This is a genomic window from Arenimonas composti TR7-09 = DSM 18010 (genome assembly GCF_000426365.1).
GTDB classification, from domain to species: Bacteria; Pseudomonadota; Gammaproteobacteria; order Xanthomonadales; family Xanthomonadaceae; genus Arenimonas; species Arenimonas composti.
The window spans coordinates 40,537-63,900 of record NZ_AUFF01000012.1; the positions used below are offsets into that span (position 1 = coordinate 40,537).

27 protein-coding genes and 1 tRNA gene are annotated in these 23,364 nt (G+C 72.1%); 15 read left to right on the forward strand and 13 right to left on the reverse strand.

The features are described from left to right. The first annotated feature begins 47 nt into the window (after positions 1-47). Positions 48-380 (forward strand): VOC family protein, encoded by a 333-nt coding sequence (locus K311_RS16880; RefSeq protein WP_245570664.1) that lies wholly within the window; start codon positions 48-50, stop codon positions 378-380. Between the two features lie 119 nt (positions 381-499). Here K311_RS16880 and K311_RS16885 read toward each other — a convergent pair whose 3' ends face one another. Continuing rightward, entirely contained in the window at positions 500-1,870 is a 1,371-nt protein-coding gene (locus tag K311_RS16885; RefSeq protein ID WP_051240108.1) for an alpha/beta hydrolase family protein, read from the reverse strand. Between the two features lie 323 nt (positions 1,871-2,193). Between K311_RS16885 and K311_RS0112495 the strand changes: the two genes are divergently transcribed. Next, on the forward strand, positions 2,194-2,520 hold the full coding sequence (locus tag K311_RS0112495) for a DUF3703 domain-containing protein (protein WP_026817591.1): 327 nt from the start codon (positions 2,194-2,196) through the stop codon (positions 2,518-2,520). Between the two features lies 1 nt (position 2,521). On the opposite strand, the gene K311_RS0112500 is transcribed toward K311_RS0112495, so the two are convergent. The 5 genes from K311_RS0112500 to K311_RS0112520 are packed head-to-tail and all read right to left on the reverse strand — an operon-like array spanning position 2,522 to position 7,578. Then, entirely contained in the window at positions 2,522-4,363 is a 1,842-nt protein-coding gene (locus K311_RS0112500) for a hypothetical protein (protein ID WP_026817592.1), read from the reverse strand. Positions 4,364-4,404: 41 nt separating this feature from the next. After that, positions 4,405-5,913 (reverse strand): GAF domain-containing protein, encoded by a 1,509-nt coding sequence (locus K311_RS16890; RefSeq protein ID WP_043798163.1) that lies wholly within the window; start codon positions 5,911-5,913, stop codon positions 4,405-4,407. Beyond that, positions 5,910-6,488: a biliverdin-producing heme oxygenase gene (locus K311_RS17855; protein ID WP_154659552.1), complete on the reverse strand. Its 579-nt coding sequence runs from the start codon at positions 6,486-6,488 to the stop codon at positions 5,910-5,912. The genes K311_RS16890 and K311_RS17855 overlap by 4 nt, the downstream gene beginning before the upstream one ends. Positions 6,489-6,525: 37 nt before the next feature. Then, the gene (cueR, locus tag K311_RS0112515; protein WP_081683450.1) at positions 6,526-7,053 is read right to left on the reverse strand and encodes a Cu(I)-responsive transcriptional regulator; all 528 of its coding nucleotides are present in this window, start codon (positions 7,051-7,053) and stop codon (positions 6,526-6,528) included. A 57-nt stretch (positions 7,054-7,110) separates the two neighbouring features. Beyond that, positions 7,111-7,578, reverse strand: coding sequence for a YehS family protein (locus K311_RS0112520; RefSeq protein ID WP_026817594.1), 468 nt, complete (start codon positions 7,576-7,578; stop codon positions 7,111-7,113). A gap of 113 nt (positions 7,579-7,691) precedes the next feature. Between K311_RS0112520 and K311_RS0112525 the strand changes: the two genes are divergently transcribed. Beyond that, positions 7,692-7,934: a hypothetical protein gene (locus tag K311_RS0112525; protein WP_026817595.1), complete on the forward strand. Its 243-nt coding sequence runs from the start codon at positions 7,692-7,694 to the stop codon at positions 7,932-7,934. Between the two features lie 78 nt (positions 7,935-8,012). Here the strand turns inward: K311_RS0112525 and K311_RS17860 are convergent, their stop codons facing one another. Further along, the gene (locus tag K311_RS17860; protein WP_051240112.1) at positions 8,013-8,399 is read right to left on the reverse strand and encodes an I78 family peptidase inhibitor; all 387 of its coding nucleotides are present in this window, start codon (positions 8,397-8,399) and stop codon (positions 8,013-8,015) included. 166 nt (positions 8,400-8,565) lie between these two features. Here K311_RS17860 and K311_RS0112535 point away from each other — a divergent pair, with 166 nt between their 5' ends. Further along, entirely contained in the window at positions 8,566-9,639 is a 1,074-nt protein-coding gene (locus K311_RS0112535) for an alkene reductase (RefSeq protein WP_026817596.1), read from the forward strand. Positions 9,640-9,697: 58 nt separating this feature from the next. Here K311_RS0112535 and K311_RS16905 read toward each other — a convergent pair whose 3' ends face one another. Continuing rightward, complete coding sequence (locus tag K311_RS16905; RefSeq protein ID WP_051240114.1) at positions 9,698-10,147, reverse strand: hypothetical protein; 450 nt, start codon at positions 10,145-10,147, stop codon at positions 9,698-9,700. 217 nt (positions 10,148-10,364) lie between these two features. Here K311_RS16905 and K311_RS0112545 point away from each other — a divergent pair, with 217 nt between their 5' ends. The 4 genes from K311_RS0112545 to K311_RS16910 all read left to right on the forward strand — a co-directional run bounded on the left by K311_RS0112545 (position 10,365) and on the right by K311_RS16910 (position 14,185). Further along, positions 10,365-11,741, forward strand: a complete 1,377-nt coding sequence (locus K311_RS0112545; protein WP_026817597.1) for an esterase/lipase family protein — start codon at positions 10,365-10,367, stop codon at positions 11,739-11,741. Positions 11,742-11,760: 19 nt separating this feature from the next. Then, positions 11,761-12,804 (forward strand): TraB/GumN family protein, encoded by a 1,044-nt coding sequence (locus K311_RS0112550; RefSeq protein WP_026817598.1) that lies wholly within the window; start codon positions 11,761-11,763, stop codon positions 12,802-12,804. 9 nt (positions 12,805-12,813) lie between these two features. Next, on the forward strand, positions 12,814-13,605 hold the full coding sequence (locus K311_RS0112555; protein ID WP_026817599.1) for a hypothetical protein: 792 nt from the start codon (positions 12,814-12,816) through the stop codon (positions 13,603-13,605). A gap of 118 nt (positions 13,606-13,723) precedes the next feature. After that, on the forward strand, positions 13,724-14,185 hold the full coding sequence (locus tag K311_RS16910; RefSeq protein WP_043798160.1) for a hypothetical protein: 462 nt from the start codon (positions 13,724-13,726) through the stop codon (positions 14,183-14,185). A 99-nt stretch (positions 14,186-14,284) separates the two neighbouring features. On the opposite strand, the gene K311_RS0112565 is transcribed toward K311_RS16910, so the two are convergent. The 3 genes from K311_RS0112565 to K311_RS0112575 all read right to left on the reverse strand — a co-directional run bounded on the left by K311_RS0112565 (position 14,285) and on the right by K311_RS0112575 (position 15,108). Next, the gene (locus tag K311_RS0112565) at positions 14,285-14,638 is read right to left on the reverse strand and encodes a hypothetical protein (RefSeq protein ID WP_026817600.1); all 354 of its coding nucleotides are present in this window, start codon (positions 14,636-14,638) and stop codon (positions 14,285-14,287) included. 102 nt (positions 14,639-14,740) lie between these two features. Further along, positions 14,741-14,817: transfer RNA gene (locus K311_RS0112570), tRNA-Arg, on the reverse strand. A 57-nt stretch (positions 14,818-14,874) separates the two neighbouring features. Continuing rightward, the gene (locus K311_RS0112575; protein ID WP_026817601.1) at positions 14,875-15,108 is read right to left on the reverse strand and encodes a hypothetical protein; all 234 of its coding nucleotides are present in this window, start codon (positions 15,106-15,108) and stop codon (positions 14,875-14,877) included. A gap of 45 nt (positions 15,109-15,153) precedes the next feature. Here K311_RS0112575 and ubiA point away from each other — a divergent pair, with 45 nt between their 5' ends. Then, on the forward strand, positions 15,154-16,041 hold the full coding sequence (ubiA, locus tag K311_RS0112580; RefSeq protein ID WP_026817602.1) for a 4-hydroxybenzoate octaprenyltransferase: 888 nt from the start codon (positions 15,154-15,156) through the stop codon (positions 16,039-16,041). Here ubiA and K311_RS0112585 read toward each other — a convergent pair. After that, positions 16,029-16,922, reverse strand: a complete 894-nt coding sequence (locus K311_RS0112585; RefSeq protein ID WP_154659555.1) for a double zinc ribbon domain-containing protein — start codon at positions 16,920-16,922, stop codon at positions 16,029-16,031. The two genes, ubiA and K311_RS0112585, sit on opposite strands and share 13 nt — an antisense overlap. A gap of 50 nt (positions 16,923-16,972) precedes the next feature. Between K311_RS0112585 and bioB the strand changes: the two genes are divergently transcribed. The 5 genes from bioB to K311_RS16920 all read left to right on the forward strand — a co-directional run bounded on the left by bioB (position 16,973) and on the right by K311_RS16920 (position 21,492). Continuing rightward, on the forward strand, positions 16,973-18,064 hold the full coding sequence (gene bioB / locus K311_RS16915; RefSeq protein WP_051240116.1) for a biotin synthase BioB: 1,092 nt from the start codon (positions 16,973-16,975) through the stop codon (positions 18,062-18,064). A gap of 1 nt (position 18,065) precedes the next feature. Further along, positions 18,066-19,259, forward strand: a complete 1,194-nt coding sequence (gene bioF / locus K311_RS0112595) for an 8-amino-7-oxononanoate synthase (RefSeq protein WP_026817604.1) — start codon at positions 18,066-18,068, stop codon at positions 19,257-19,259. Positions 19,260-19,323: 64 nt separating this feature from the next. Next, on the forward strand, positions 19,324-20,091 hold the full coding sequence (gene bioH, locus K311_RS0112600; protein ID WP_026817605.1) for a pimeloyl-ACP methyl ester esterase BioH: 768 nt from the start codon (positions 19,324-19,326) through the stop codon (positions 20,089-20,091). After that, positions 20,091-20,987, forward strand: a complete 897-nt coding sequence (gene bioC, locus K311_RS0112605) for a malonyl-ACP O-methyltransferase BioC (RefSeq protein ID WP_026817606.1) — start codon at positions 20,091-20,093, stop codon at positions 20,985-20,987. Before bioH ends, bioC begins: the two co-directional genes overlap by 1 nt. Positions 20,988-21,042: 55 nt before the next feature. Next, positions 21,043-21,492, forward strand: coding sequence for a TfoX/Sxy family protein (locus tag K311_RS16920; RefSeq protein WP_081683452.1), 450 nt, complete (start codon positions 21,043-21,045; stop codon positions 21,490-21,492). Here K311_RS16920 and K311_RS0112615 read toward each other — a convergent pair. Further along, entirely contained in the window at positions 21,489-22,436 is a 948-nt protein-coding gene (locus K311_RS0112615) for an integron integrase (protein WP_043798159.1), read from the reverse strand. The two genes, K311_RS16920 and K311_RS0112615, sit on opposite strands and share 4 nt — an antisense overlap. Before the next feature lie 285 nt (positions 22,437-22,721). On the opposite strand from K311_RS0112615, the gene K311_RS18480 reads away from it, so the two are divergent. After that, the gene (locus K311_RS18480) at positions 22,722-22,916 is read left to right on the forward strand and encodes a hypothetical protein (RefSeq protein WP_043798157.1); all 195 of its coding nucleotides are present in this window, start codon (positions 22,722-22,724) and stop codon (positions 22,914-22,916) included. Positions 22,917-23,364: the final 448 nt, after the last annotated feature.

Here is a 23,364-nt window from a genome sequence, read left to right on the forward strand (position 1 = left end):
GGCCGTTACTCCGGGTCACGGCAGCGCAAATGTACTCCGACCCCGGCTTGCTCACCGTTGACGTCGAGATCCTCGGCACGCGCTTCATCCTGCTGCGCGGCGGCCCGCAGTTCCGCTTCAGCGAGGCGGTCAGCTTCCAGGTCGCCACCGACGACCAGGCCGAAACCGACCGCATCTGGCATGCGCTCGTCGACGCCGGCGGCGAAGAATCGATGTGCGGCTGGTGCAAGGACCGCTACGGCCTGTCCTGGCAGATCACCCCGAAGCGCCTGATCGAGTTCACCACCGCCGGCGGCGAGACGGCCGCGAAGGCCTTCGCCGCGATGATGACGATGCGGAAGATCGACATCGCGGCGCTGGAGCAGGCGGTCGTGGCCTAGTTCGTAGTTCGTACGAGGTACGAGATAGTGTAGGAGCGGCTTCAGCCGCGATCCCTTGCTTCCCTCCCGACCTGCAGGAAGGGCATCGCGGCTGAAGCCGCTCCCACAGGGGCGACTGATTACTCGTCGGAAAGCGTCGCCCCGCGCATCCACTCGGTCATCAGTTCCAGCGCGGACCGCGAGAAGGTCTCCTCGATCGCGAAGTACTCCGCCGGCGAGCCGGTGTTCGCGGTCTGGAAGTTGTGGTTCAGGCCGGGCAGCTCGCGCACCTCGGCGCGCGGATTGCCGGCGAGTACGCGCCGCAGCTCCGCCAGGTTCTCGGCCGGCGGCACCTGCAGGTCCTTGCTGCCGATCAGCGCCAGCACCGGCACCTTCACTTCGCGCAGGTAGGCGCGCGGGTCGAGTGCGAGGAAGCGGCGGTACCACGGCGACAGCATCCACTCGAAGGCCTCGTCCGGCAGCCCGTCGGCGGGCAGTTCCAGCGTCGTGCGCACGTCCTCGGGCAACGCGGCGGTGGCCGCGTGCATCGCCGCGAGCGCGGCATCGTGGTCGAGCGGGCCGGCGGCGATCTCCAGCAGCTCGCGCTCCTGGTCGCGGTTCATCGCGATCAGCGCCTCGTCCATGCCCTCGGCGCGGCGCAGCGCGGCATCCTGCAGGCTCTTGTTGTCGATACCGGGCAGGCCGGTGCCGCCGAGCAACACGATGAAGGCGACGTCTTCCGGCGCGTCCGCCGCGACCATCGCCGCGATGATGCCGCCCTCGCTGTGACCGGCGAGGCCGACCCGGCCGCCGTCGACGAACGGCTGCATCCGCAGGAACCGCACCGCTGCCAGCGCGTCACTGGCGTAGTCGTCGGTGGTCGAGCCGGGGTGTACCTCGCCGCCGGTGAGACCGACGCCGCGCGTGTGCGGGCCGGTGCCGGCGACCAGCACCACCGCCGGGAACGGGCCGGGGCCCATCGGATACGTCAGCGTGCCGACCGGGGCGACGCCCGGCGTCGGGGTCGCGAACACCACTTCCTGTTCGCGGTAGGGCAGCGCGACCACCGGGTGCTGCGGACGCAGGCGCACGGCGTAGGCGTGCAGCTTGCCGTCGCCGTCCTGTTCGAGCGCGAAGCGGTTCACGTTGCCGCTGCGGCCGGTGATCGTGAAGAAACGGGTGCCACCGCTTGGCGGCGCCTCCACCGCGAAGTCCGCCGCGGCGCCCATCGCCACGAAGCGTGCCTGTACCGCGGCGAGGTCGTCGGCCGAGAACATGTAGCGCTTGATCGCGTTCGCCGGCCAGGCGGTGAGGGGCGCGGCGGCCGGCGAGGCAGCGGCTGCGGAGGCGACGGCCACGTGGTCGGCGGAAGCGGCGGCATCGGCCGCGACCGCGGCCGCCGATGCGGCGAGCCCCAGGGCGATCGCCAGCCCGAGCGCCAGCCCGCGCGAGCGCGACGCGCGCGCGCCGGGCGCCGTGCTGCCGAAGTCGTCGAAAGCGGAAACGTTCATGGGTCCTCCGAGGCGCGTGGGGTCCCGGTGAGGCTAGGCAGCGCCGGCAGCCGCGCCCAGTGCTTTTCGTCCGTCCCCGGATTCCGGCGTCGCGACTACGAACCACCTCTTACGGACTACGAACTACGTCTTGACCTTGCCACGGTGTCAGCCCCGAGCCTCACGCCACGGCATTCCGCCGTCCAGGAGAACCCCGTGAGCACGATCGAAGACACCGCCACCACGCCCTGCCCCTGCTGCGCCTGTGGCGACTGCACCTGCGGCGACTGCCGCTGCTGCGACTGCGCCCCGTGCGGCTGCGGCGGCGACGAGTGAGCCTGCGCATGCCGTCCGCGCGCCGCGCCGCGTTCGCCGCCGAGTGGCAGGCGGCGGCGGACGCGCGGGCGGCCGGCGACCTGGCGCGCGCGTTCCGGCATCTGGAACGCGCGCACATCATCGGCCAGCGCTGGACGATTCCGCACGTGCGCAGCCACCTCGGGATGCTGGCGATCGGCTGGTCGCGCCGCGATCGCCGCGAGGTCCTCGGCCAACTCGCGCGCATCGTCGCCGCGGCGCTGTTCTCGCGGGTGTGGGTGCCGGAAGGCAACACCGGCGGCGCCGACGTGCCGGCGATGCGGAGGATGGAGGTGCCGCGGGATCTGAGGCTCTGACTCACTCGCCCAGCGCGGCGTAGTGGTACAGGGCGTAGCGGTAAGGCAGGGCCGCGCGCACCGCCTGCGACACCGGTTCGTGCAGGGCCGGATCCCAGGTCGTCCACGTCCTGATGAAGGCTTCGGCGCGCTGGCGGTCGCCGGCGGCCTGCACTTCGAGCACCTCGCGCAGCAGCGATTCCACCGCCGCCGGGTACTTCGCGTAATCGATGCGCATGTGCTGGGTCGCCGGGTCGAAGGCGAGCACGCCGCGGTCGAGGAACCAGTTCCACTGCATCAGCTGCATCGTCTGGTAGGGCTGGTCGCGGCGCGGCTTGTTCCGCTGCAGCACGCGCAGGATGCCGGAGGCATAGACCGCGCGCGCATCGTCCGCGCTGTAATAGCCGTCGGCCTGCAGGCGCGGGATCGCATGCAGCGACACCAGGTCCGCCTTCATCTCCTCGAGCAGGTCGGCGGCGTCCTGCAGCGAATCGCCGAGCACGCGGCCGTCGCGACTGCGGTCGACGCCGAGGTAGTGGCCGATCTCGTGCCACAGCGTGCGCTGCACCGAACCTTCGGGCTGCAGGTCATCGGCATGCGCCGGATCGATCGCCGCCGCCCAGGTCGCCGCCGCGATGTCCTGCACTTCCGGGTGCCTCATGATGTTGTCGCGCATCAGGATCGTGCGGCCGTAGCGCGCCGCGTGCAGCGGATCGTTCGGCAGGATGCTGGCGGTGTTGCCGCCGCGCGACTGGCCGAAGTCGGCGACGACGTCGTAGACGCCGACCGGGATCTTCGCGCGCACCTCGCGTTCGTAGTCGACCGGCAGCGCATCGTGGATCGTCTGCAGGCCGCCGAGGGCGCCGGCCACCGCATCGGATTCGGCGTCGCGGCGGACCAGGATCGACATCGACCACGAGGCACGCACGCCGAGCAGCTCGTCGTCGTAGGTCTCGTAGGCGCCGATCTGGGCGTTGAGGTGGCGGAAGCGCGCGGTGACCCAGATCGCGTCGCCGGCTTCGTAATCGTCGGCGAGCAGGTCGCGGGCGCGGGCGCGCAGGTAGCCGGCGAATTCGCGGTCGTCGGCCTGCACCGCCTCGGCGGCGCGCATCAGGTGGTCATGGATCGCCATCGTCTCCGCCGGCCAGGCCAGCGAATACGGCAGGCCGTAGAGGCTGCCGCGGCCGCCATCGCGCGCGGAAGCCGCCGCCGCGCGCAGGGCCTCGAGACGCGTGCGCAGGCCCGGGTGCAGCACGTCGAGCGCCGGATACTTCGCCAGCGTCGCCAGGTCGGTGTCGAGCTGGGCAGCGGTCGCGCGACGGATCACCGTGCGCTCGCCGAGCAGTTCGTCGCGGCGCTGCGGATTCGCGGCGATGAAGGCGTCGAGTTCGGCGCGGCCGAGGTCGGCCGGGTAGAAACCTTTCGCCGGGGTGTTCGCCGGCACGTCGACGAAGCGCATCCGGGTGTTGTCGAGCGTCGTCGCCACCGGACCCTTGAACAGGCGGTAGAGGGTTTCGGCCTGCTCGCGCCCGGGGCCCGCCGGCAACGCCGCGATCCGCGCCCGTGCGGCGGCGGCATGCGGGTGCACCTGCAGCTCGTAGAGCTGCTGCACGATCTCGCCGGCGGCGAGCAGGTGCGGCAGCGCCGCCTGCTCCCCCGGGCCCAGCGTCGCCAGGTCGGGCGCCAGCCGCAGCATGCGCGTCTGCGCCAGGATCGCCTCGCGCTGGTCGGCGTCGAGCGGTCCGGACGGCGCCGCGGCGGCGTGGTCGTGGGCGACGGCGACGACGGTGCTGGCAGTGAAGGCCGGAACGGCGAGCAGCAGTGCGACGGCGAGCGCACGCAGGCGCGGGGTGCGGATGGTCATGCGGAACCTCGGCGGTGAACGATCCGCCCGAGGATAGCGGCTCAGGCGTCGGCTTCGCGCTGGCGCGCGACGTCGGCGAGCAGGCGCTGCACGCGGGCGGCGGCATCGCGGTCGTCGCCGCTCCAGGCCAGGCAGCGGCCGCGCACGGTCTCGCGCCAAGTGCGGAAACTGCGGCGCGGCGCCAGTCGGGTGCCGTCGTCGGTCGCGATCAGGGCCTTGTGCGGCTCGCCGGCCCAGCTGACGTCCTCGACCTGCTCGCGGCGGAACACGTGCAGCGCATCACCGCGTTCGCCGAGCGGGATCGTCAGCACGCCGGCGATCCCGGCCGCAGCCGCGGGTTCCGCCAGCCAGGCCTCGGCGGCGTCATCGGCGACCACCCCGCCGGCCGTCGCGGCGCGCGCGCTCAGCGCCGGCAGCAGCGCTTCGGGTGGCGTGGTGCCGGCGGCCGTCATGCCGTCACCGTGCACCAGCAGGGCGCCATCGCCGCGCAGCAGTTCGACGACGGCCGGCAGTTCGGCGGTGATCGCGGCGTGCGGCGTTCCGCCTTCGCCCAGGCGTGCGCGCAGGCGGTCGGCGAGGCGGTTCGCGGCCTCGCTGCGCTGCAGCGCCAGGTCCTGCAGGCGGCCGGTGACGCGCATCGACACGTACATGCCGAACAGGTCGGCGATCGCGCGCAGCGCCGCCGGTACCCGCCGCGGATTGCGGTGATGGCAGGCGAACAGGCCCCATAGCCGGGCGCCGGTGATGATCGAAATCGACATCGACGCGGTGACGCCCATGTTCGCCAGGTATTCCAGATGCACCGGCGACACGCTGCGCAGCACGTGCTGGCTCAGGTCCAGCGGCGGCTTCGCCGCCGGCAGGATCGGCACCGGCCGGTAGCTGCCGTCGGGGATCACCCGCACGCGGTTGTAGAGGTACAGCCGGCGCGCCTGCGCCGGGATGTCGGTCGCCGGGAAGCGCAGGCCGAGGTAGGGCTCGACGTCGTCGGCACGCGCCTCGGCGACCACCTCGCCGGCGTCGTCGTCGCGGAAGCGGTAGACCATCACCCGGTCGTAGCCGGTGAGTTCGCGCACCAGCGCGGCGGCGCGTTCGAACAGCGCCTCGCCGACCTCGAGCTGGGCGATGCCGGCGATCATCCGCTGGGCGTCGATCACCGGCGGCGCGTGGCTGCGCGCCGGCGCGTTCGCCTCGATCTCGACGTGCACCAGGCCCTGCTGCACGTGCGCGGTCAGGTCGCAGTAGCGGCCGGTCGGGCCGAGGTTGCCGGCGGCGACGAAGCGCGCGGCCAGGCCCGGCTCCATCGTCGGCAGTGCCGTGGCGAGGGCGTCGACCAGTTCGCCGTCGATGTGTTCGCGCAGCGAGCTGCCGAGCAGTTCGTCGGGCTCGAGTTCGAACAGGTCGGCGACGTTCGCGGAGAGGTGGCGGATGGTCCAGTCGGCCGGATCGCAGCTCAGCAGCCAGCCATGCGGCTGGATCGCGCCGGAGAGGTGGATCGGCTCGTCGGCGCAGTCGACCGGCGGCTTCTTCGGGCGGGGGCTTCGGCTCATGCCGGGACTCCTCGGGACATGGCCGCAATGGCGCGGCGAAAAGCGGCTTCGGCCGCGGCGAAGGCCGCGTCGGCGGCGGCGAGCACCGCCGCGACCTCGGCAGGCGGCGCGGTGGAACCGGTCAAGGCGGCGAAGAGCGCCCGCCAGCCATCGCCCTGTGCGTGCGCGGCGAGGAAACGGGCGCCGTGGTCCGGACTGGCGCCGAGCGCGGCGGCCTGGCGCTGCAGTACGCGGGCGCCGAGCGAGGAGCCGTGGATCACGTAACGCCAGCCCAGGCGCTGGGCCTCGCTGTCCGGCAGGGTCGGCGCCGTCGTCTCGATCGCATCGGCGGCGAAGGTCTCGGTATCGACCACGGAATCCGCCGCGATGCTCCGCAGATCGTCCTCGAGCAGCGGCAGCAGCGGGGCCAGTTCCGGCAGCCGAGGAAGCAGCAGGCTCAGCAGCGCCCGCATCCCGAGCAGATAGGCGGCGTAACCTTCACGACCCGTGAAGCCCTCCCCGAACAGCGCATCGACACGGGCGTGCCGCGCCCGCGTGCTTTCCCGCAGCAATGTCCGGAGATCGGAATCGGGCAACTTGCACGGTCCGGGGGTGATGGGGGGCCATTAGACACTACTTGCGCCGCGAGCGAGTGGAGGCGCTTCCGGCCAGGTCATCGAGGATCGGGCAGTCGGGTCGCGCGTCGCCGCCGCATCGTTCCGCCAGTTCGACCAGGGTGCGCTGCATCGACTGCAGTTCGGCGATGCGTCCGGCGAGTTCGGCGGCGTGCTGCTCGGCGAGTCGCTTGACGTCGCAACTGGCGCGGCCGGTGTCGTTCCACAGCGCGAGCAGGGTGGCGATCTGCGCGATCGGGAAGCCGAGGCGGCGGGCGCGCTGGATGAAGCGCAGGCGGTGCACGTCGGCATCGCTGTAGAGGCGGTAGTTGGCGAAGCTGCGCGCGGCCGGCGGGATCAGCCCGGTCGCCTCGTAGTGGCGGATCATGCGCGCGCTGACTCCGCTGGCGGCGGCCGCCTCGCCGATGTCGTGCAGGCCCTCGCGACGGGCATCGGCGAGTTCCGGGCGGGGCGCGTGGCGGCGGCTTGGCGTCGGCCGGGATGAGGTCGGGCGGGTCGGCGTCGGGCGTGGCGGGACGGGGTTCATGCGGGCCTCCTGCGGGATGGCGGGAGCGTGGGCCCCGACATCATGGCAAGGTCCAGCCTAGCGCCTTAGTTTCAGCGTGAGTCCGCGCAGGAAGTTGCGCAGCATCTGGTCGCCGCAGGGCCGGTAGTTCTTGTGGCCCGGGGCGCGGAAGAGCGCCGACAGCTCGGGCTTGGTGACCGGGAAACCGGCGTCCGCGAAGCAGCGGGCGACGTCGACGTCCTGCATCGCGAAGGCGACGCGCAGCTTCTTCAGCACCAGGTTGTTGTCCACGCGCGGCTCGACCGGGCGCGGCGGCCGGCTGTCGTCGCGGCCGCGCAGGTGCACGATCAGGCCGTCGAGGAAATGCGCGAGCACACGGTCCGGCATCGGCGCGTAGCCGGGCTCGTCCTCCTTCTTCAGCCAGGCCTGCACGTCCTCGCGCGAGATCGCGAGCGCCGGGTCCGAGAGGTGGGCGATGTCGGCGACGTGGGCATCGCCGAGGTCGAGCATGAAGCGCAGGCTGCGCAGGATGTCGTTCGGAATCATCGCCGCAGTGTACCCGTGGGACGTACACCGTTAAGCGAAGGCATAGCCGCCATCACGTGATTTGCATCGCCGCTGCGTAGGCTGCGCGCCGGACCGAACGGCAGGAGGCGGCGATGGCGGCACAGGGACGTGACAACGACGACATCGTGCGGGTGCTCTCGCGGCTGATCGCGATCGAGCGCGGCGCCGCGCCGTGGCCGAGTGCGGCGAACGACGATCCCGCGAATCCGCTCGCCGTGGTCGAAGCCCAGGTCGCGCCGGCGGCGGCGCCGACGCTCGCCGACTTCCTGCGTGACCACGCCCACAACGCCGCCGAGCTGCCGCGGGTGCTGGCGGAGCTGCAGCGCGGCGCCTGAGGCGTGCCGCCTGCCTGAAGTGTGCCGCGCACCGTTAATCCGGGTTAACGGTGCGTGGCACGGTTAAGCCGTCGATCTTCAGCCGCAGCGCACGCGCAGCACGCGGTCGTCGCCGTCGACGTCGATGTTCACCCGATCCTCGCGGTAATCCATCGTCGCCATCATTCCCGGCTTCAGCACGCGCACGCCTTCGCTGCCGGTCGCGACGCGGATGCGTTCGATCAGGTTGGTATCCAGCAACAGGCCGACGGCCCAGGCCGCCGGGCCGGAATCGCAGACCGACGGGGTGGCGGGGGCGGGTTCGGGTTTGTCTTCGGCGCGGGGCATCGGCGTCGGCTCCGGTTCGGGGACGGGGGCGGGGGCGGGGGCGGAATCGGCGGGCGGCGGCTCGGCCGGGCCCGAGGCACAGGCGCCGAGGCTCATTGCGGTGGCGAGCAGCAGCAGGGGCAGGCGCAGCGGGGTCATCGTGAAGGCTCCGGAAGTCGGGTTGGTAGGCAGCCTAACCCGGCGCCCGTGAGCCCCGGCTAATCATCCGGCGTTCCACCACGACAACGATGGATTGCCGGCGGCGCAGCTTGTTGCAGAAGCGCCCAGGGGCCAAGACTGGTCCACCCTCCCCGGAGCCCCGTCCATGAATGCCCTGTATACCCCGCTTTCGAGTCCCGCCCTGCGCCTGAAGAACCGCATCGCGATGGCGCCGATGACCCGCTCCCGCGCGCTCGGCAACGTCCCCAACGCGCTGATGGCGACCTATTACGGCCAGCGCAATGAGGCCGGCCTGATCATCAGCGAAGGCACCTCGCCGTCGCCGGACGGCCTCGGCTATGCCCGCGAACCGGGTGCCTTCAGCGCCGAACAGCTCGTCGGCTGGGCCGCGGTCGCGGCCGCGGTACAGGCCGGCGGCGCGAAGTTCTTCATCCAGCTGATGCACACCGGCCGCATCGCCCACCCGGCCAACCTGCCGGCCGGCAGCGCGGTGATCGCACCGTCCGCGGTCGCCGCCGCCGGCGAGATCTGGACCGACACCGCCGGCATGCAGCCGCACCCGCTGCCGAAGGCGATGGACGCGGCCGACCTGGCGCGGGTCCGCGACGAATTCGCCGCGTCCGCCGCGCGCCTGGTGGCGGCCGGCGTCGACGGCGTCGAGCTGCACGCCGCCAACGGCTACCTGCTCAACCAGTTCCTGAACCCGCGCAGCAATCGCCGGGACGACGCTTACGGCGGCAGCGCCGACAACCGCCGCCGCTACCTGCTCGAGGTCGTCGACGCGACGATCGCGGCGGTCGGCGCCGAACGCGTCGGCGTGCGGCTGAGCCCGTTCAACGGCTACAACGACCTGGAAGCGGGCTTCGACGGCGAGCGCGGGGAATTCCTCGACACCGTCGCCGCGCTCGCCGCCCGCGACATCGGCTACCTGCACCTGGGCGGCGGCACCGTCGCCGGCGAGCTGCTCGACGCGGTGCGCGCGCGCTTCCCGGGCCTGCTGATCGTCAACGGCGGCTACGACGCGGCGAAGGCGGAGGACGTGCTGGCGCGTGGTGTGGCCGACATCGTCGCGTTCGGCGCGCCCTTCGTCGCCAATCCCGACCTGCCGACCCGCCTGCGCGCCGGCGCCCCGCTGGCCGCGCTCGACCCGGCGACCCTCTACAGCGCCGACGCGAAGGGCTACACCGACTGGCCGCGGCTGGAGGCGGTCGCCGCCTGAGCGGGGGAATCGGGGACGCGTCCTCGGGGACGTACCCCTTCGGTCCGAAGCTACGGTGTCAGCCGTCGGGCGTCCTGTCATGGAGGACGGGGTACGTCCCCGAGGACGGGGTACGTCCCCTACCCCCGTCCCCTACCCCGACGCAGTGCAGGGGCAGGGCGAAGCCGTCGGCGTGCAGCAGGGCCACCGAGGTCTCCCGGTCGAGCAGCACGGCCACGTCCGCCGGCCGCGGCGCGTCTTCGGGCGCGGTCGAGAATGGCAGTCCGCGGGCGCTGACGGTGAGGTAGCGGTCGTCGCCGTCGGCGCGGCCGCGGCCGTCCCAGCAGCCGGTGTAGGCGCAGACGCTGATCGCGCCGTCGTCGGCGAAGGCCACGCTAAGCGGGGTGGATTCGCCTTCGCCGGCCACCGCGCAGCTGCCGCCGCCGCAGCGGATCTCGAGGTCGTTGCGGCAGTGCCAGGACTCGACCGCGAACGCCGGCATCGCCATGCCGGCCATCAGCGCGGCCATCAGCGCGGCGAACCGCGCGGCGAACCGCGCGGCCCGGGTACGGGCAAACGTCGCGCCGCCACCGGGCAGACATGCGCCGCGGCACCGACGCCCCCGGCTCTGCGGATCCGCATGCGAACGCCTCCTCTTCGATCCCCACCCGACTCCAGCCCGCGCCGCCCCCGGCGCGACGATCGGCCCATACGGTCCGCGACCCCCGCATGCGAAACTCACCGCCATGACCCGATTCCTCCGCGCGCTGGCCGCCGTGCTGGCGCTGGGCGTGCTTTCGGGGTGCGCGACCACGCCCGCGCGTCCCGACCTCGCCCGCCTCTACGAAGCCGACGTCGCGAACACCCGGCAGCCGCCGGTGATCCTGATCCACGGCCTGATGGGCTCGACCCTCGTCGAGCGCGATACCGGCCGCGAATTCTGGCCGGGCTCGCTCGGCGCGCTCGCCTTCAGCGATTATCGCGACCTCGCACGCATGAAGGAAGCCGAGGCCCGCGGCGGCGGCCTCGTGCCCGGCGACCTGTTCTACGGCATCGGCCTGGCACGGGTGGACTACTACCGGGCGCTCGTGGACACGCTCGAGAAGGCCGGCCGCTTCCGCCGCGCCGAACCCGGGCAGCCGGTGCAGGGCGATGCCGACCGCCGTCGCTACTACGTGTTGCTGTACGACTGGCGCAAGGAGAACCTGGATGCGGTGCGCCGCCTGCACGCCCTGATCGACGCGATCCGCCACGACTACGGCGACCCCGACCTGCCGGTCGACATCATCGCGCACAGCAACGGCGGCCTGATCGCCAACTACTACCTGCGCTACGGCCCGAACGACGTGCTGTCGAGCGGCGACTTCAGCAACTGGGACGAAGGCGCCCACCGCGTCCGTCGCGTCGTCATGCTCGGCTCGCCCAGCCTCGGCGCGGTGACCAGCCTCGAGCGCCTGCAGCGTGGGGTCGCCGTCGGCCTGCGCACGGTGCCGGTCGAGGTGCTGGTGACCTTCGCGACCCCGTTCGAGACCCTGCCGCACCCGCAGGCGCAGGTGGTGTTCTCGCGCGCGGGCAAGCCGCTCGCGTTCGACTTCTGGTCGGCCGACACCTGGCGCCTGCGCCGCTGGGGCGTGTTCTCGCCGGAGGTCGAGGCGCGCGTGCTCGCGCAGGCCCCCGACCGCGAGACCGGCGAACTGCGCATGGCCGAGCTGCAGGCGCATTTCGTGCGCAACCTCGAGCGCGCACGCCGGTTCCAGGAAGCGATCAATGCGCCGGTGCGCGGCAACGGCGTCGAGGTCGCGGTGTTCGGCGGCGACTGCGCGCCGACGCCGGGACGCGCGGTGCTCGACATCGGCCCCGACGGCCGCGAGCGCCTGGTGATCCGCCCGAACGAAGTGCACTCCCGGATCGACGGCGTCGACTACGAACGCCTGCTGCTGCTCCCGGGCGACGGCCTGGTGACCCGCGACTCGATGCTCGGCCGCGACCTGCCGGAAGTGTTCGGGCGCCCGTCCGGCGTTTTTCCGATCGCCCAGAGCCTGTTCCTCTGCGAACAGCACGACCAGCTGACGGTCAACCCGTGGTTCCAGAACAATCTGCTGAACTTCCTGCTCGCCCGCTGAGGGCTCCGGAGCCGATTGCATGACCCGACGCCTCGCCACGCTGCTCGCCTCCGTGGCGATGCCCCTCGTTCTCGCCGCCACCGCCGCCACCGCCAGCGCCGCCGCTGCCGCCGCACGCGCCGCCACCGCCGAGCCGGACCCGCCGCCGGTCGAACTGCCCGAGGTCGTCGTCGGCGTGCAGCCCGGCCCGGGCCTCTGGACGGTCGAGGCGGCGAACGGCAACCGCATGCTGGTGCTGGCACGGGTGTCGCCGCTGCCGGCGCGGATGGCGTGGAATTCGCTGGCGATCGAACGCCGCATCGCCGAGTCCGGCGTGGTGCTGCTGCCGCCGCGCGCCGAGGTCAGCGCTGGCGACGCCTGGTTCGGCGGCGTCTTCCTGATCCCGCGGGCGATGCGCGCACGCAACAACCCCGACGGCCGGAGCCTGCAGGACGTGCTGCCGGCCGCCGACTACGCACGCTGGCAGCGGCTGAAGGCGCAGTGGATCGGCCGCGACCGCGGCATCGAGAAGCGGCGGCCGATCGTCGCCGGCAGCGAACTGCAGCAGCGCGCGATCGAACGCAGCGGCCTGTCCTACGACGACATCGTCGGCAAGGTCGTCGACCGCGCCGCGCGCCGCCACCGGGTGCCGGTGCAGCGCTCGACGATCGCGGCGGTGATCCCCGAAGCCAAAAAACTGCTCCGCGAGTTCCAGCAGACGCCGCTGGGCGACGTCGACTGCTTCCGGCGCATGCTCGACCAGGTCGAGAACGACCTCGGCACATTCGCCGCGCGCGCCAATGCGTGGGCGATCGGCGACATGGCCACCCTGCAGTCGCTGACCTGGACGCAGACCGGCGAAGCCTGCGGCGCGCTCTTCACCTCCGGCGCCCTGGCCGAACGCGCCGGTCTCGCCGACCTGCCGCAGCGCATCGAGGCCACCTGGCTCGCCGACGCCGAGAAGGCCCTGCGCGAGCACCCGCAATCCTTCGCGGTGGTGGCGATGGCCGAGGCGGTCGATGCCGACGGCTGGCTGGCCCAGCTGGCCGCCCGCGGCTACCGGGTGATCCCGCCCGCTCGCTAGAATCGCCGCATGAAGGATCTCCGCAACCTGCTGATCGACTGCCGTATCGAGCTGCGCAAGGCGATGCGCGATTTCCAGAAGTCGGAAATCTGCGAGCGCCTCGACCTCGCGATCCAGGCGGTCGCGAATGCGCAGGATCCGCAGGACGTCGAGCTCGAGCCGCCGGCCGAGGGCGTCGCCCACCTCGGCGACAAGGTGCAGACCGTCAGCCAGGTCGCACTGGCCTGGCAGACCGCCGCGCGCGACCTGAAGTTCAGCGATCCGGCGATCCACGCCCGCCTCAGCGACAAGGTGATGCGCCTGCTCGGTGCGAAGACCCTGGTCGACCCGAGCACCGAGATCGTCCAGCTCGAGCAGCAGGTCGCCCAGCTGCGCGCCCAGTTCGAGGCGCAGGCGAAGCTGCAGCAGCAGCTCGAAACCGAACGGGACGCGATCCTCGGCGCGCTGGCTTCCGCGGTGCCGGCACTGAAGGACGGCGGCGACCGCCTCGGCGTCGCACTCGCGCGCCTCGAATGGCTGAAGGCCGAGGCCGCGCGGGGCGGCACCGGCGGTGGTGGTAGCGCTGGCGGCGGCGGTTCGGCTTCGGCGCCGCGCCAGGCGCCGGCGGATCCGATGCCGTCGCCCGAACACCTCGCCGCGGTCGCCACCCGCGCGGCGGCGCTCACGAAGGAACAGCGCGAGTGGTGCGTCGGCGAGGCGATGGTGCTCAGCGGTTTCCGCTACACGCCGGTCGAACTGATCGAGCAGGGCGACGCGGCGATCGCGCAGCTGATCCTCGACGCGCGCAAGGCCGCGGGCTGACCGCGAAAAAATTTCCCGCCGGGCCCGCGTCCCTCACGCGCCGTCCAACCCGGCCTTCGCATCGTGGCGTCCCCGCTGCCGTCGTGGCGCGGGTTACCCCACGAACGAGGACACCCAAATGAAGGACGTCAAGAAGGATCACAGCATCGGTGCAGGCACGGGTGCGGTCGGCGGCGCGCTGGCTGGCGCGGCGGTCGGTGCCGCGGCCGGTCCGGTCGGCAGCCTGGTCGGCGCCGCGGTCGGTGGTGTGGTCGGTGCGAAGGCCGGCGACTCGATCGCCGAGGCGGTCAACCCGACCGAGTACACCGAGCACTGGCGCAACAACTACGCGTCGACCCCGTACTACCGCGCGGACGCCACCTGGGACGACTACGAGCCGGCCTACCGCTACGGCTACGACACCTACGGCCAGTACCGCGGCAAGTCGTTCGAGTCGGTCGAGAGCGATCTCGAGCGCGGCTGGGACAAGACCAAGGCGAACTCGCGCCTGGGCTGGAACGAAGCCAAGGGCGCCGTGCGCGACGGCTGGCACCACATCGAGCGCGCCCTGCCGGGCGACTTCGACGGCGACGGCCGCTGAACCGGGACGTACCCCGTTAAGCGGGACGTACACCGTTAAGCAGACGACGGTGTCGGGGACGGGAAGGATCCCGTCCCCGGCACCGTTTTCTTTTGCGGTTCAGGCCTTGCAGGACCAGCGGAAACCCGGCGTGGTCAGCGTGTACTGGCCGGGGCGGTCGTCCATCGGCACGAACTCGCCGCCGTCGAGGTAGCCACCGCGCAGGGTGACCGCGCCGTTCGCGCCGGCTTCGATGCGGCCCTCGCTCGGATTCTCGAAGCCGCGGTAGACGTAGCCACCGCCGCTGAACTCGACATAGCCGCGCGGCTGGAACTGGTACATGCCGCTGCCGCTGTCGTAGACCGATTGCGTGCAGCCGAAGCGGCCCTGCGGACCGGCGCCGGCAGCGGCGCTGCCCTGGCTGCAGGCGGCGAGGATCGGTAGGAAAACGGCGAGGGCGAAGCGTCGGTTCATTGGCCATCCCTGGGTGAGAAACGGTGTCGGGCACCGGGGCGTAACGGTGTCGGGCACCGTTAAGCAAAATTAACCGTGCGCGGCACTGTTACGGAAGGGGGATGGCGCGCCCGGAGGGATTCGAACCCCCGACCAATGGCTTCGGAAGCCACTACTCTATCCGGCTGAGCTACGGGCGCTTTGGGAACCGCGGAAACGGCGGGGCCGGATCCGGGCCGGGGAGTATACCCGCAACCTCAGCGCCGGTAACGGGCCGCGTCGATGCAGGAAAGGATCGACACGAGCAGCCAGCCGAAGCCGCCGAACAGCCCGAGCGAGAACAGGAACACGACCGCTCCGACGACACAGGCCAGCAGGAACCAGAACAGCGCCGACAGCACCCGCCCCTGCACCAGCTGGCCGAGGCCGGGCACGAACAGGCTGCAGATCGCGGCGATCACATTGCCGGTGGAACCCTGTGCTGCGGACATGCCCATCTCCTTGCAAAAACCGGGGTCGGAGTAACATTCCCGGAAATGTATTCCGACCCCGGTTTTTCAACCCTCACGCTGAAGTCGCGGTTGCCGGTGTGGTGGCGGCTGGTGCGCGGCGACCGCCCGGTCGGCACCCTGCTGCTGCTCTGGCCGACGTGGTGGGCGCTGTGGCTGGCCGCCGAAGGCCTGCCGCCGCTGTCGACCCTGGCCATCTTCACTGCCGGCGTCTGGCTCACCCGTTCCGCCGGCTGCGTGATCAACGACTACGCCGATCGCTGGCTCGACCCGCACGTCGAGCGCACGAAGTCGCGCCCGCTCGCCACCGGCGAGGCCAGCCCGCGCGAGGCGCTGGCGTTGTTCGCGGCGATGATGGGGGTCGCGTTCGCGCTGGTGCTGCTGACCAACCGCCTCACCGTCTACCTGAGCGTGATCGCGGTGATCCTCGCGGCGAGCTATCCGTTCCTGAAGCGCTGGACCTACCTGCCGCAGGTCTACCTGGGCCTCGCCTTCGGCTGGGGCATCCCGATGGCCTTCGCGGCGGTGCGCGGCGAGGTGCCGGCGATCGCCTGGCTGCTGTTCCTCGGCAACCTGCTGTGGACCACCGGCTACGACACCTGGTACGCGATGGTCGACCGCGAGGACGACCTGAAGATCGGCGCGAAGTCGACGGCGATCCTGTTCGGCGACGCCGACCTCATCGCCCAGGGCGTGCTGTTCGGCGGCTTCCTGCTGACGATGGGCCTGCTCGCCGGCCGCGCCGACCTCGGCATCTATTACTGGCTCGCGCTCGGCATCGCCGCGGTGCTGGTGCTGCGGCAGTTCTGGATCGCCCGTGGCCGCGGCCGCGCCGAGTGCTTCGAGGCCTTCCTGTCGAACCAGTGGGTCGGCATGGCGGTGTTCGCCGGCTTCGCCGCCCACTACGCGCTCTGAACCGCGCCTCCCGCGTCTGACGCGCCTGCCGCGCCCGGCGGCAGCGCCCGCGCCACCACCCACACCTCGACCTGCGCGACCCCGGCCGCGCGCAGGGTCGCCGCGGCCTCGCCGAGCGAGGCGCCGGTGGTCATCACGTCATCGACCAGCACGACCCGCGGCGGCAGCGGCCCCGGCCGGACCACGAAGGCCCCGGCCAGGTTGCGCCGGCGCTCGCCGGCATGCAGGCCGGTCTGCGGAGCGGTGGCGCGGACCCGCCGCAGCAGGTCGGCGCGTAGCAGCAGGCCGAAGCGGCGGGCCAGCGGCCGCGCCAGTTCCAGGGCCTGGTCGTAGCCGCGCTCGCGCAGGCGGGCGGTGTGCAGCGGCAGCGGCACCAGCACCGGCGGCGGCAGGACCGGTCCGGCCGCGACCGCCCCGACCGCCTCGAACGCCCCGACGGCGCCGGCGGCATCGGCGGCCGCCACCGCATCGCCGAGCAGCTGCGCCGCGAGCCGCCCGGCGGCCAGATCGGCGTGGAACTTGAAGCGCGGCAGCAGGCGGTCGAGCGGGAAGCCGTAGCGGCAGGCGGCGACGGTGCGCGCGAACGGTGGCGGCGACTCGCGGCAGTCGGGGCAGAAGCGGGGGGAAAAACCGGGGTCGGAGTACTTATCCGGCCCGGCCTGTGGCGTCATCGGCAGCGCACAGCGCGGACACGCCCCGATGTTCCACGGCAGCGCCGCCACGCACTCCGCACACAGGTCGCGCCCACCCGCGCCCGGCCCACCACAGACCACGCAGCAGGGCGGCCAGAGCAGGGCCGGCCAGCCCCGCCGCAGGCGCCCGAACAGGGCCGCGAGACCGTCAACCCGGCCCGCCGCAGTTCGGTTGACAGGGTCCGGCATGGCCAACAGACTGCCGCACTCCGCCGCCCCCGCGCCGTCAGGATTCGACGATGCCTGCTGTCAGCCTTTGCGCCACGCCGGCGCCGATCCGCCACGACTGGACCCGCGAGGAAGTGCTCGCGCTGTTCGAGCTGCCGTTCCCGGAACTGCTGTTCCGCGCCGCCACGGTGCACCGTGAACACTTCGACCCGGCCGAGGTCCAGGTCTCGACCCTGCTCAGCGTGAAGACCGGCGGCTGCCCGGAGGACTGCAGCTACTGCCCGCAGGCGGCGCGCTACCACACCGGCGTGGAGGCGACGAAGCTGATGAGCACCGAGGCGGTGCTCGAGAAGGCCCGCGCCGCCAAGGCCGCCGGCGCCTCGCGCTTCTGCATGGGTGCCGCCTGGCGCAGCCCGAAGGACCGCGACATCCCGAAGGTCGCCGCGATGATCCGCGAGGTGAAGGCGCTCGGCCTGGAGACCTGCGCGACGCTCGGCATGCTCAGCGGCGAACAGGCGAAGGCACTGAAGTCGGCCGGCCTGGACTACTACAACCACAACCTCGACACCGCGCCGGAGTTCTACGGCGAGATCATCCACACCCGCGAATACCAGGACCGCCTGGACACGTTGGCGGAAGTGCGGGACGCCGGCATGAAGACCTGCTGCGGCGGCATCGTCGGCATGGGGGAGACGCGCGCGCAGCGCGCCGGCCTGCTGCAGGCGCTGGCGAACCTGCCGGCGCATCCGGATTCGGTGCCGATCAACCGCCTCGTGCAGGTCGAGGGCACGCCGCTCGCCGGCACCACGCTGCTGGATCCGTTCGAGTTCGTGCGCACGATCGCGGTGGCGCGGATCATGATGCCGGCCTCGATGGTGCGGCTGAGCGCCGGCCGCCAGGAGATGAGCGAGGAGCTGCAGGCGATGTGTTTCGTCGCCGGCGCGAATTCCATCTTCTACGGCGAGAAGCTGCTGACGACGGGGAATCCGGATGTCGCCGCCGATCAGGCCTTGTTCGCGCGGCTCGGCCTGCGGCCGATGGCCTCTCCCCCTGTAGGAGCGCCTTCAGGCGCGATCAGCCGCACGGTACATGCGGATATCGAGGAGAGCATCGCGCCTGAAGGCGCTCCTACGGGGGCGCGTGTGAGCGGGTGCGTGGCCTGACATGGCGCGGGTGCGGATCTCCGATCGCATCGCCGCCGCCCGCGCCGAGCGGGTGGCGAAGTCGGCCGTGCGCGTGCGCCGCGAGATCGAGGCGCGCGAAGGCGCGCGCGTGCTCGTCGGCGGCCGCCAGCTGGTCTCCTTCTGCGGCAACGACTACCTCGGCCTGAGCCAGCACCTCGACGTCGTCAGCGCGCTGCAGGAAGCGGCGGCGTGGCATGGCGTCGGCAGCACCGGCTCGCCGGGCGTCAGCGGTTTCCACCGCGAACACGCCGCCTTCGAGCGCGAGATGGCCGAGTGGCTCGGCTACGAGCGCGCGCTGTATTTCCCCGGCGGCTACCAGGCCAATCTCGCCGTGCTGCCCGCCCTGCTCGGCGACGGCGACGTGTGCGTGCAGGACAAGCTCAACCACGCCTGCCTGATCGACGGCGCGCGCCTGGCCGGCTGCGAACTCAAGCGCTATCCGCATGCCGATCCGGAAGCGGCGATGCGCCAGCTGCTGGCGCGCCGAGACGGCGCCGCGGTGCTGGCGACCGACGGCGTGTTCAGCATGGACGGCGACCTCGCGCCGCTCGCCGAGCTGGCCCTGGTCGCGCGCGCCCAGGACGCACTGCTGTACGTCGACGACGCCCACGGCATCGGCGTGCTCGGCCCGGAAGGGCGCGGCTCGCTGGCGGTCGCCGGGCTCGGCGCGCGCGAGGTGCCGCTGCTGCTCGTGCCGCTGGGCAAGGCCTTCGGTGGCCAGGGCGCGGTGCTGCTCGGCAGCGCGGCGCTGGTCGGCCACATCGCCGAGAGCGCGCGCCCGTACCTGTTCTCGACCGCGCCGGCGCCGGCGCTCGCCGCGGCGATGCGCGCGTCGCTGAAGCTGATCCGCGGCGAATCGTGGCGGCGCGCGAAACTGGCGATGCTGGTCGCGCGTTTCCGTCGTGGCGCCGCCGCGCACGGGCTGCCGCTGCAGGCGTCGACGACGCCGATCCAGCCGCTGATCCTCGGCGCCAATCCGCGCGCACTGGCGGTGGCGAAGGCGCTGGAACAGGCCGGCTTCCTCGTCGGCGCGATCCGCCCGCCGACGGTGCCGGAAGGCCAGGCGCGGCTGCGCATCACGCTCACCTGCGACCACACCGATCGCGATGTCGATGCACTGCTCGCGGCGCTGGTCGAGGCGCTGAAGGCGTCGCCGGATCCGGTGTCCGCATGAGTCCGGAGCATCACGAGGGCGCGCGTTCCGGCGCGTGGCCGATGCGCACGCGCGGTCCGTGAGCCTGCACCACGACATCGTCGGCGCCGGGCCGGACCTGGTGCTGCTGCACGGCTGGGCGATGCACGCCGGCGTGTTCGCGCCGCTGGTGGACCGGCTGTCGTCGCAGTTCACCCTGCACCTGCTCGACCTGCCGGGACATGGCCGCAGCGCCGGCGCGGGTGTGCCGCTGGATCTCGACGCCGCCGCGCGGGCCGCCGCCGACGTCGTGCCCGGAGGAGCGATCTGGCTCGGCTGGTCGCTCGGCGGCCTGGTGGCCCTGCACGCCGTCGCCAGCGGTGCCGCGAACGCGCGCGGGCTGGTGATGCTGGCCGCGAGCCCGCGTTTCGTGCGCGCCGACGACTGGCCGGCCGGCATGGACCCGGAGGTCTTCGCCGGTTTCGCCCGCCACCTCGCCGCCGACTGGCGCGGCACCGTCGACCGCTTCCTGGCCCTGGAAGTGCACGGCAGCGAACACGTGCGCGAGGAACTGCGGATGCTGCGCGCGACCGTGTTCGCGCACGGCGAGCCGGCGCCGGGCGCGCTGTCCGACGGCCTCGCGGTGCTCGCCGGCAGCGACCTGCGCGCCGAACTGCCGGCGCTCGCCGTGCCCTCGCTGTGGATCGCCGGCCGCCGCGACCGCGTCGTGCACCCGGAGGCGATGCACGCCGCCGCGGCGGCGGTGCCGGGCGGCCGTTTCGTCGAGGTCGAACGCGCCGGGCACGCGCCCTTCCTGACCCACGCCGACGTCGTCGCCGACGCGATCGCCGACTTCGCCGCGGACTGCCGCTGATGGCCGGCGTGTTCGACCGCCGCCGCCTGCGCCGTGCCTTCGGCCGCGCCGCGCCCGCCTACGCGGCGACCGCGGCGCTGCAGCGCGAAGTCGAAGCGCGGCTGCTGGACCAGCTGGCGGTGCTCGAGGTCGCGCGCCGGCCGGAACCCCAGCGCGTGCTCGACCTCGGCAGCGGCCCGGGCCGCGCCGCCGGCGCGATGAAGAAGCGCTGGCCGAAGGCCGAGGTGATCGCCGTCGACGCCGCGCTGCCGATGCTGCGCGAGGTGCCGAAACACACCCGGTTCTGGCGGCCGGTGAAGCGGGTCTGCGCCGACGTCTCGCGGCTGCCCTTCGCCGACCGCAGCGCCGACGTGCTCTTCTCCAGCCTCTGCCTGCAATGGGTCGACGACCTGCCGTCGGCACTGCGCGAGTTCCGTCGCGCGCTGCGCCCCGACGGCCTGCTGCTGTTCACGACCTTCGGCCCCGACACCCTGCACGAACTCGGCGATGCCTATCGCGCCGCGGGCGCGGTGCCGCCGCTGTCGCCGTTCGCGCCGATCCAGGCGATCGGCGATGCGCTGGTCGCCGCCGGCTTCCGCGATCCGGTGCTCGAGCGCGACCACTTCACGCTGACCTATCCCGACCTGCGCGCGCTGATGCAGGAACTGCGCACGATCGGCGCCGCCGATGCCCGCAGCGACCGCCCGCGCGGCCTCGGCGGCCGCGCACGCCTTCACCGCGTCACCGCCCATTACGAGGCGCTGCGCCGCGACGGCGTGCTGCCCAGCACCTGGGAAGTGATCACCGCGATGGCCTGGGGCCCGGCCGACGGCGCCCCGCTGCGCGAGGGCGGCAGCGAACTGGCGACCTTCGACGCCGCGCGCATCCCGGTCCGCCGGCGAACGCCAGGCGCCTGAGCCGGCGCGTCCACCCCTGGGTGAAATGAGCGCACGACGCCACCCGGAACCGACGATGGCCACCGATCCCTCCTTCATCGAATACGTCGCCGAGCAGGCCGGTCTCGGCGCCCGCCTGAGCTGGAAGCGCATGTTCGGCGAATACGGCCTGTACATCGACGACACCGTGGTCGCCTTCGCCTGCGACGACAGCCTGTTCGTGAAACCCACCATCGCGACCGCGGCACTGTGCGCCGGACTGCCGAAGCGGCCGCCGTACCCGGGCGCGAAGGATCATCCGGTCGCCGACGAATGGCTTGACGACAGCGAAAGGCTGCGCGGCCTGCTGCTGGCGACGCTGGCGGCGGTGCCGCCGCCGAAGCCGAAGCGGCCGAAGGCGGCGAAGAAGGTCGCGGCGAAGAAGGCGGCGAAGAAGGTCGCCGCGAAGAAGGTCGCCGCGAAGAAGGTCGCCGCGAAGAAGGCGGCGACATCGGCGAAGAAACCCGCGGCGCCGGCGAAGCGCTAGCGCGCGCCATCCAGCGGGCTGCGCACCGCATTCGCGCCGCGGCCGAGCACGTGCGTGTAGATCTGCGTGGTCGCAACGTCCTTGTGGCCGAGCAGTTCCTGCACCGTGCGGATGTCGTAGCCGGACTCGAGCAGATGGGTCGCGAACGAATGCCTCAGCGCGTGCGCGCTGACCGGCTTGGCGATGCCGACACGCACCGCGGCGGCCCTCAGCGCCCGTGCCAGCGCCTCGTCGCCGTAGTGGTGCCGGCGCTCGATGCCGTCGCGCGGATCCATGGCTCGGCGTTCGGCGGCGAACACGTACTGCCAGCCCGGCGCCGCGTCGGCATTCGGATACTTGCGCGCCAGCGCGTGAGGCAGCCAGACGCGGCCGAGACCTTCGCGCAGGTCGGCGGCGTGCAGCGCGAGGGTGCGTTCGAGTTCGCGCTGCAGCGGTGCCACCAGCGATGCCGGCAGGATCGTGCGCCGATCACGCCCACCCTTGCCGTCGCGCACGGTGATTTCGCCGCGGGCGAAATCCAGGTCCTTCACCCGCAGCCGCAGCGCCTCCATCAAGCGCATGCCGCTGCCGTAGAGCAGGCTGGCGACCAGCCATGGCCGGCCGTCCATCGCCGCGAGCAATCGCCCCACCTCGTCGCGCGACAGCACCGTCGGCAACCGCGCCGGACGCTTCGCGCGGATCACGTTCTCCATCCACGGCAGCTCGACCCGCAGCACCTCGCGATAGAGGAAGAGCAGCGCCGACAGCGCCTGGTTCTGCGTGCTCGCCGCGACCTTGCCGCGCACCGCCAGCAGCGACAGGAAAGCTTCGACCTCGCGCTGGCCGAGCTCGCGCGGATGGCGGCGGCCGTTGGCGCGGATGAAGCGCAGGATCCAGCCGGCGTAGGCCTGCTCGGTGCGCAGGCTGTAGTGCTTCACCCGCAGCACCCGGCGAACTTCGTCCATCAGGCGGGGAGCGGGCCGGGAACCGGTTGGCTTCCGCTCACTGCGCGCGGTGCCGGCGCCGCCGGAATATTCCCCGTCGCTGCTCGAATATCGAACTAGACCTCGCCATCGCGCCATAACGCCGACACTGCGCCGCAGCGCACCACGGGCACCATCGGACAAGCGATTGATTCCGGGTAGGACTTCGCTTGACCGGACCCGGACCGGGCGTGACCATACGGCGCAACGCCTCGTTCTCGAGGCCTACTAGGCGTTAGGCCTCATGTACGCGATTCGGTGCAACCCATGACCAGCGACGCGCGAAAGTCGTGCTCTATCTGCGGCAAGAGCTTCCCGCTGACCGAGTTCGCCTACGGCGGCAAGGAGAATCGCTCGTACTGCGGCAGTTGCAACAAGGCAGACCATGCAGCTCGGGCCGCGGGCGGAGTTGAGGCGGCACGTCAGTTTCGGACCGAGCAGCGGGCCAAGTGGAAGCACTGAGGCCTAACTAATCATTCAAGCCGACGCCTTCGGCGCGGCTTAACTCAGGCGTTAGGCCGCTAAGAGCGGATCGCTTGGCGCTCGTTGCCGTTTGATCGTTCGCCGCTTCGCCAGGCATTCGCGCTTCGGGTGAGATCAGGAGCGCGCTGAGGGTTTTTCGCCCGACGGGCATCGGGTCTTCGGCTAGATGCTTCGGGAAAGAGTTCGTTCGCGCTGGCCGCTGGCCAGCGTAGGCCAGCGCTCTGGCTTCGGATGGTTCTCTTCGGCAAATTCGCTCGCATCGTCGGGCGCGCCCGGTTGGTTCGGCTTCGGCTGCAGCTTGCTTGGAGTTCGCGGCGATCTGGGGCAGTCTTTGCGGCGTGGGTGTTCGTTGTTGCGTGGCTCCAGACGGTGCGGCGGCCTAACTAATCGTTCAAGCCGACTCCGCTCGTCGGGCTTCGTTCAAGTG